Origin of the sequence: Agromyces binzhouensis (genome assembly GCF_004135055.1) — a bacterium.
Taxonomy (GTDB): Bacteria; Actinomycetota; Actinomycetes; order Actinomycetales; family Microbacteriaceae; genus Agromyces; species Agromyces binzhouensis.
This window is the reverse complement of record NZ_SDPL01000190.1, coordinates 1-5,769: the sequence shown is the minus strand read 5'-3', so window position 1 is coordinate 5,769 and position 5,769 is coordinate 1. Positions and strand designations below refer to the sequence as shown.

Annotated in this window: 5 protein-coding genes; 3 read left to right on the top strand and 2 right to left on the bottom strand. The window is 71.9% G+C overall.

Annotated elements, in window-relative coordinates; genetic code table 11:
* Positions 1-94: 94 nt before the first annotated feature.
* Both ESO86_RS10270 and ESO86_RS10265 read left to right on the top strand, forming a co-directional pair.
* Positions 95-847, top strand: a complete 753-nt coding sequence (locus ESO86_RS10270; RefSeq protein ID WP_129234810.1) for a glutamine amidotransferase — start codon at positions 95-97, stop codon at positions 845-847.
* An 87-nt stretch (positions 848-934) separates the two neighbouring features.
* A complete protein-coding gene (locus ESO86_RS10265; protein ID WP_129234809.1) occupies positions 935-1,771 on the top strand; it encodes a universal stress protein in 837 nt (278 codons plus the stop codon).
* An 80-nt stretch (positions 1,772-1,851) separates the two neighbouring features.
* Here the strand turns inward: ESO86_RS10265 and ESO86_RS10260 are convergent, their stop codons facing one another.
* Positions 1,852-2,115, bottom strand: a complete 264-nt coding sequence (locus tag ESO86_RS10260; RefSeq protein ID WP_129234808.1) for a GlsB/YeaQ/YmgE family stress response membrane protein — start codon at positions 2,113-2,115, stop codon at positions 1,852-1,854.
* Between the two features lie 120 nt (positions 2,116-2,235).
* On the opposite strand from ESO86_RS10260, the gene ESO86_RS10255 reads away from it, so the two are divergent.
* The gene (locus tag ESO86_RS10255; RefSeq protein WP_207207087.1) at positions 2,236-3,318 is read left to right on the top strand and encodes a DNA polymerase IV; all 1,083 of its coding nucleotides are present in this window, start codon (positions 2,236-2,238) and stop codon (positions 3,316-3,318) included.
* Between the two features lie 6 nt (positions 3,319-3,324).
* Here the strand turns inward: ESO86_RS10255 and ESO86_RS10250 are convergent.
* Positions 3,325-5,769 (bottom strand): FG-GAP repeat domain-containing protein (locus ESO86_RS10250; RefSeq protein ID WP_165307617.1); only part of this gene is annotated, 2,445 nt, incomplete at its 5' end.

Genomic DNA, 5,769 nt, shown 5'->3' with positions numbered 1-5,769 from the left:
GATCGGGACGCACCGCACGTGGGAGGCACGGCGGCGGAGCCGGCGGCGCCCGCAGGGCGGGCGCCCAGGGTCGGCGGAAGGGCGGCAAGCGCCGATGACCGGGCCGCGCGACTTCCTTTTCCTCTCCGCACGACCCGAGGTCGAGGCGGTCGGCCCCGAGTACGAGTCGGTGCGCCGCGCGTCGGGCCTCGATGCGGGCCGGCTCGACCACGTGCGACTCGACGTCGAGTCGATCGGCGACCTCGATCCGCGCCGGTACGCGGGGATCGTCGTCGGCGGCAGCCCGTACAACGTGACCACACCCGAGCAGGGCAAGCATGCGACGCAGCTCCGGGTCGAGGCCGACCTGGCCCGCCTCGCCGAGCGCGCGCTTGCCGCCGACCATCCGGTGCTGTTCACCTGCTACGGCATCGGCATCCTGACGCGGGTCCTCGGCGGCGAGGTCGGGACGCTCTACGGCGAGGAGGCGGCCCCCGTCGAGGTCACGCTCACCGACGCCGGCCGGAGCGACCCGCTCGTGGGCGTGCTGCCCGCGCGATTCGACGCCCTCGTCGGCCACAAGGAGGCCACGAGCCGCCTGCCCGACGACGTCGTCCACCTCGCCCGCTCGGCGGGATGTCCGGTGCAGGTCTTCCGTGCCGGGACCAGCGTGTACGCCACGCAGTTCCACCCGGAGGTCTCCGCGGCCGACTTCATCGCCCGCGCCCGGGTGTACCGGCACCACGGCTACTTCCCGGCGCACGAACTCGAGACGCTGCGCGACCGCGTGAACTCGGCATCCGTCACCGAACCGCAGCGGATGCTGCGCCGCTTCGTCGAACTCGCCGACGCCCGCACCGCGGGCTGACCGGTCCGCGACCCGGCGGACCTTCGGCTCCCCGTCGGCGGGCCGGATCGGGCAGCCTCGGAGTGGAACGCGGATCGGAGGCACGACATGCACGAGACGACGGTCGTCGGATGGGACGGAAGCGAGACCGCCGAGACGGCGCTGGCCTGGGCCATCCGCCGGGCGGAGCGGCAACCGGAGGGCGCGCGGTCCCTCGAGCTCCTGCGCACAGTCGACCCGAACTCCATCGCCGGGGACGATCGCGAGACCGCGGAGCTCGTCAGGGTCGCCGAGACCGAGGCCGCGGCCGCAGTTGCGCGGGTCAGGTCGGAGCATCCCTCGCTCGACGTCGCGTTCGAGGTGCTGCGTGATGAGCCCGGCGACGCGCTCTGCGATCGCACGGGCGACGACCGGCTCGTCGTCGTCGGTGCCGAGAACGGCCGGACGGACGAGTTCTGGCACAGTTCTCGCCTCGGGGTGCGGCTCTGCGGCATGGCCGGCGGCCCCGTCGCGGTGATCCCCACCGGCGACGTGCGGCCCCGCTCGGGAGTCCTCGTGGCCGTCGACCACGGGCCGGCCGCCCGGGACCTGTGCCGGTTCGCTGCCGCGTACGCCGTCTCCGTCGGCGAAGCGCTGCACGCGATGCACGTCGGCTCCCGATCGCACACGGTCGGCGACGACGTCGAGGAGCTCGAGGAGGCACTCGCCCCCGCCCGGCACGAGCACCCCGACCTCGAGATCGTGACGCACGTCGAATCCGGTCCCGTCGCGGCGATGCTCCTCCGGCGGGCGCAGGATCACGACACCGTGATCGTGGGCTCGCGCAGGCTCGGCCCCGTGCGCCGGCTGTTCCTGGGATCGGTCAGTCACGCGGTGGTCACGAACGCGCGCTGCCCCACCATCGTCGTGCCGCCGACGCACGGATCCCGGTCACCCGCCGGCTGACCGCGCCGAACCGGCCCTCCGGACGTCCGACGGCCCGGTCGACGCGAGGTCGACCGGGCCGTCCGGTGGAGCTTCGTGGGTCAGGACTTCTTCCGACCGACGATGAGTCCGTAGATCAGCAGCACGATGATGGCGCCGCCGATGGCGAGCAGCCAGGTGCTGAGGTCCCAGAACTCCTCGAGGCCGACGCCGAACAGCACGCTGCCGAGCCATCCGCCGAGCAGGGCGCCGATGACGCCGAGCAAGAGGGTGATGAACCAGCCGCCGCCCTGCTTTCCGGGCAGGATCAGCTTGGCGATCGCTCCAGCGATGAGGCCGAGGAGCAGGAATGCGAGGAAACTCATCGATTCTCCTTCCGTTGCTGCCAACTGTCCTCCTGAATGCTTCCTGAGTGCAAGAGGTTGTGCGGGTGTGTCGACCTCCTGTACTTGCGGGCCGCGCCCGAGCGGCGCGAGTCTGGCTGCATGGGGGCACGCGCGCACGCCTGGGTGCTGCACGTCGACCTCGACCAGTTCATCGCCGCGGTCGAGGTGCTACGGCATCCGGAGCTCGCCGGCCGGCCCGTGATCGTCGGCGGGCGCGGCGACCCGACCGAGCGCGCCGTCGTCTCGACCGCGTCGTACGAGGCCCGCGAGTTCGGCGTCGGGTCCGGGATGCCGCTGCGGATCGCCGCCCGGAAGGCGCCGGACGCGGTAATCCTCCCGGTCGACGCGCCCGCGTACACCGCGGCATCCGCCGAGGTCATGGAAACGCTGCGGGCGCACCCCGGCGCCGTCGTGCAGGTGCTCGGGTGGGACGAGGCGTTCGTCGGCGTCGACGTCGCCTTCCCCGAGGCGACGGCGCGAGACCTGCAGCGCGAGGTGCTCGAGCGAACCGGACTGCACTGCAGCGTGGGCATCGGCGACACCCTGCTTCGTGCGAAGGTCGCCACGGGCTTCGGCAAGCCCGGCGGCGTGTTCCGACTCACGGCGGCGAACTGGATGGCGGTCATGGGCGAGCGGCCGGCGACGGCCGTGTGGGGCATCGGATCACGCATCGGGAAGCGGCTCGCCGCGCACGACATCGAGACCGTGGCCCAGCTCGCCGACGCCGACCCGGAGGTGCTCGTCGCCGAGTTCGGTCCGCGGATGGGGCCGTGGTACCGGCAGCTCGGTCGCGGGGAGGGCACGCGCGTGGTGGACGACACCCCGTGGGTGGCCCGCGGCCACAGCCGCGAGACCACGTACCAGCGGGACCTCACCGAGCCGGAGCAGGTCGAGTCCGCGCTCGGCGACCTCGTCACGCGGGTGATGGCCGACGTCGCCGCGGAGGGTCGCCCGGTCATCGGCCTCACCCTGAAGGTGCGCTACGTCCCGTTCACGACGAAGACGTTCAGCCGGCGCATGAGCCCGCCCACGACCGACCCCGACGAGGTGCTCGCGCACGTGCTCGAGCTCGCGGCCAAGCGCGACGCCTCGCGGGCGGTGCGGCTGCTCGGCCTCCGCGCCGAGATGCCGATGCCCGAGGACGCCCGCGACGGGCACACGCCGAGGCGCAGCGGGTGGTGACCCGCATCACGCCCCGGGCGGGCACCCAGCGGCCGAGTACTCGTCGGATCGGCAGGGGATGTCCCACCCGTCGAGCCCGCGGAAGACGTCCTCCTTGCTCTGATCCAGGTTGCAGGTATCGAAATTCCAGGTCGTCGCGCAGCTGGAGGCGGGCGAATGGAACAACTGGTGGACGAACTCGTCCTTCACGTGGAGGAACAGGCCGTCGTACAGTCCCCAGCACGCACCCTGCGCATTCGAGCAGTATTCGGTGTCGTCGCCGGCCGCGTACACGTTCCAGATCGCGGGCGTCAGCATCTGCCACGTGGAGATCGTGTAGGAGCGCAGCGACGCGGCCGTCATGCGGGCCTCGACGTCCGCCTGCGGTTCCGCCCAGACGAGGGCCTCGATGAGGAGGTCGCCGGCCGTCAGGCGGCCGTAGTCGGCGGCGACGGCCGCGCGAGCGTTCCCGTTGCCGGTGAGGGCGTCCTGGTACGACGTCTCGAGGCCGGCCTCGATCTTGAGGTAGTCGCCCTGCAGTTCGCCCGTGGTCGGTGACGTCGCGAATCCGACGCCCGCCGAGATCGCCGTAGCGACGAGCCCACCCACGGCCGAACCTGCGGGTCCGCCCGCGACCGCCGCCGACCTGATGACTCCCCCGAAGATGTTGAAGACGGAAGCCTCGAGGCTCGCCTTGGAGCTCTCGGAATACTGCAGGCGCGTGGTCGTCGCGTCGAAGCTCTTGAGCGCGATCATGTCGGTGATCCGGCCGCGCACGACCTCGAACCAGTCCGCCACACCCTTCGCGGCACCGATCTCGGCGAGCAACTGCGCCTGCATGGGCGTCCAGACGCTCGCTGCCACGCCGAGCTGGCTCGCCGTGAGCGCCGTGATCGTGGTCGTCCAGCACGTGAACGCCCCGTCATCGGCCGTCTGATAGGCGGTGCGGAGGTCGAAGCCGGGGTCGATCGTGCCGCCGAACATGGAGTTCAGCTGGTCGTAGGCCTTGCCCGCCGCCCCAGTGCTGTAGTCGGGGAACACGGCCGACGGGCTCTCCCACGCGAGGCCCTTCGTGTTCCAACGGTACGTCTGCACGCCCGTCGGCCCGCGCCCGATGACCTCGGCACGCGGGTCGGGGATGCGGGAGGAGCCGCCGACCTGCGACGTGAGGCCGATCTCGCCGACGAGGATCGTCGAGTAGGACATCTCCCGGTGCCATCCGGCGTCGTCCGGGAACGGGCCGGAGGCGCCGAGCTCGACCCACTTGCGCTTCGAGGTGTGCAGCGACCAGGTGTGCAGGCCGTCGGAGGCGCGACCGATCAGCTCGGCGGCGCCGTCGCCGTCGATGTCTCCGGTCTGGATCGTGACGTAGTACTTCGCCTGATTCCATCCCCCCGCATCGGTGAAGTCGGTGGTCAGGTCGGGCAGCGGAACCCAGGAGCCGTCGACGAACCGCCACGCGACGATGCCGTCCTTCCCGCGACCGAGCACGTCCGCGGCCCCGTCGCCGTCGAGATCCGCCGTCTGGATCGTCGAGTAGCGCGCCTCCGATTTCCAGCCGTCGGCGTCGCTGAGATCGCCGAGGACCGGCAGCTCCGTCCAGGACTTCGCGACGGGATCGTACGTGTACGCCTCCAGTCCGCCGCGGTTGCGCGCGAGCACCTCGTCGCGCCCGTCGCCGTCGAGGTCCGCCGCCTGCAACGTCGAGTAGTACTCGGGCTCGTCCCAGTGCGGCGCGATGAACGTGTCGAGCGTCGGCAGCTCCGCCCACGTGCCCGCGGATGCCTCGGCCGGCGACGGCTGGTACTGGAACACCTTCACGCCGCCGGGGGTGCGGCCGAGGACCGATGCACGCTGTGAGCCGTCGATGTCGGCCGACTGCAACGTCCTGTAGTACTCGGCCCGGTCGAGCCCCTGGGAGTCGGTGAACCGGTCCAGCGTCGGGTACGACACCCACGAGTGGGAGTCCGGATCGAAGGACTGGACGACGACGCCGTGCGCGCTGCGACCGAACACCTCCACGCCGGCGAAGCCGTCGATGTCGCCGGTCTGGATGGTCTCGTAGTAGCGTGCCTCGGTCCAGCCGTCGGCGTCGCTGAACGGTGCCGCGTCCAGGGAACCCAGTGGCAGCCACTGGCCCGTGTCGTGGTCGAACCCCTGCAGGTCGAGGCCGTTCGCCGTCCGGCCGAACAGCTCGGAGAGCCCGTCGCCGTCGACGTCGCCGAGCTGGATGGTGTCGTTGTACTCGGCGGGCGCCCACTGCGTGTCCGACCAGGTCGGCAGCGCGAGCCCCGGTGTCGCGTACGGACCGGACGGCGATCCAGCGGCGATCGGGCTGACCGGCGTTCCGGCCGACGGCGCGGATGCGCAGCCCGGGTCACCCAGGGGAGGCCGCTTCGCCACCACGGGCGCGCCCACGGCCGGTGAGCCCACGGCCACCGGGACCACCAGCGCGGCGACCGCGACGAGGCC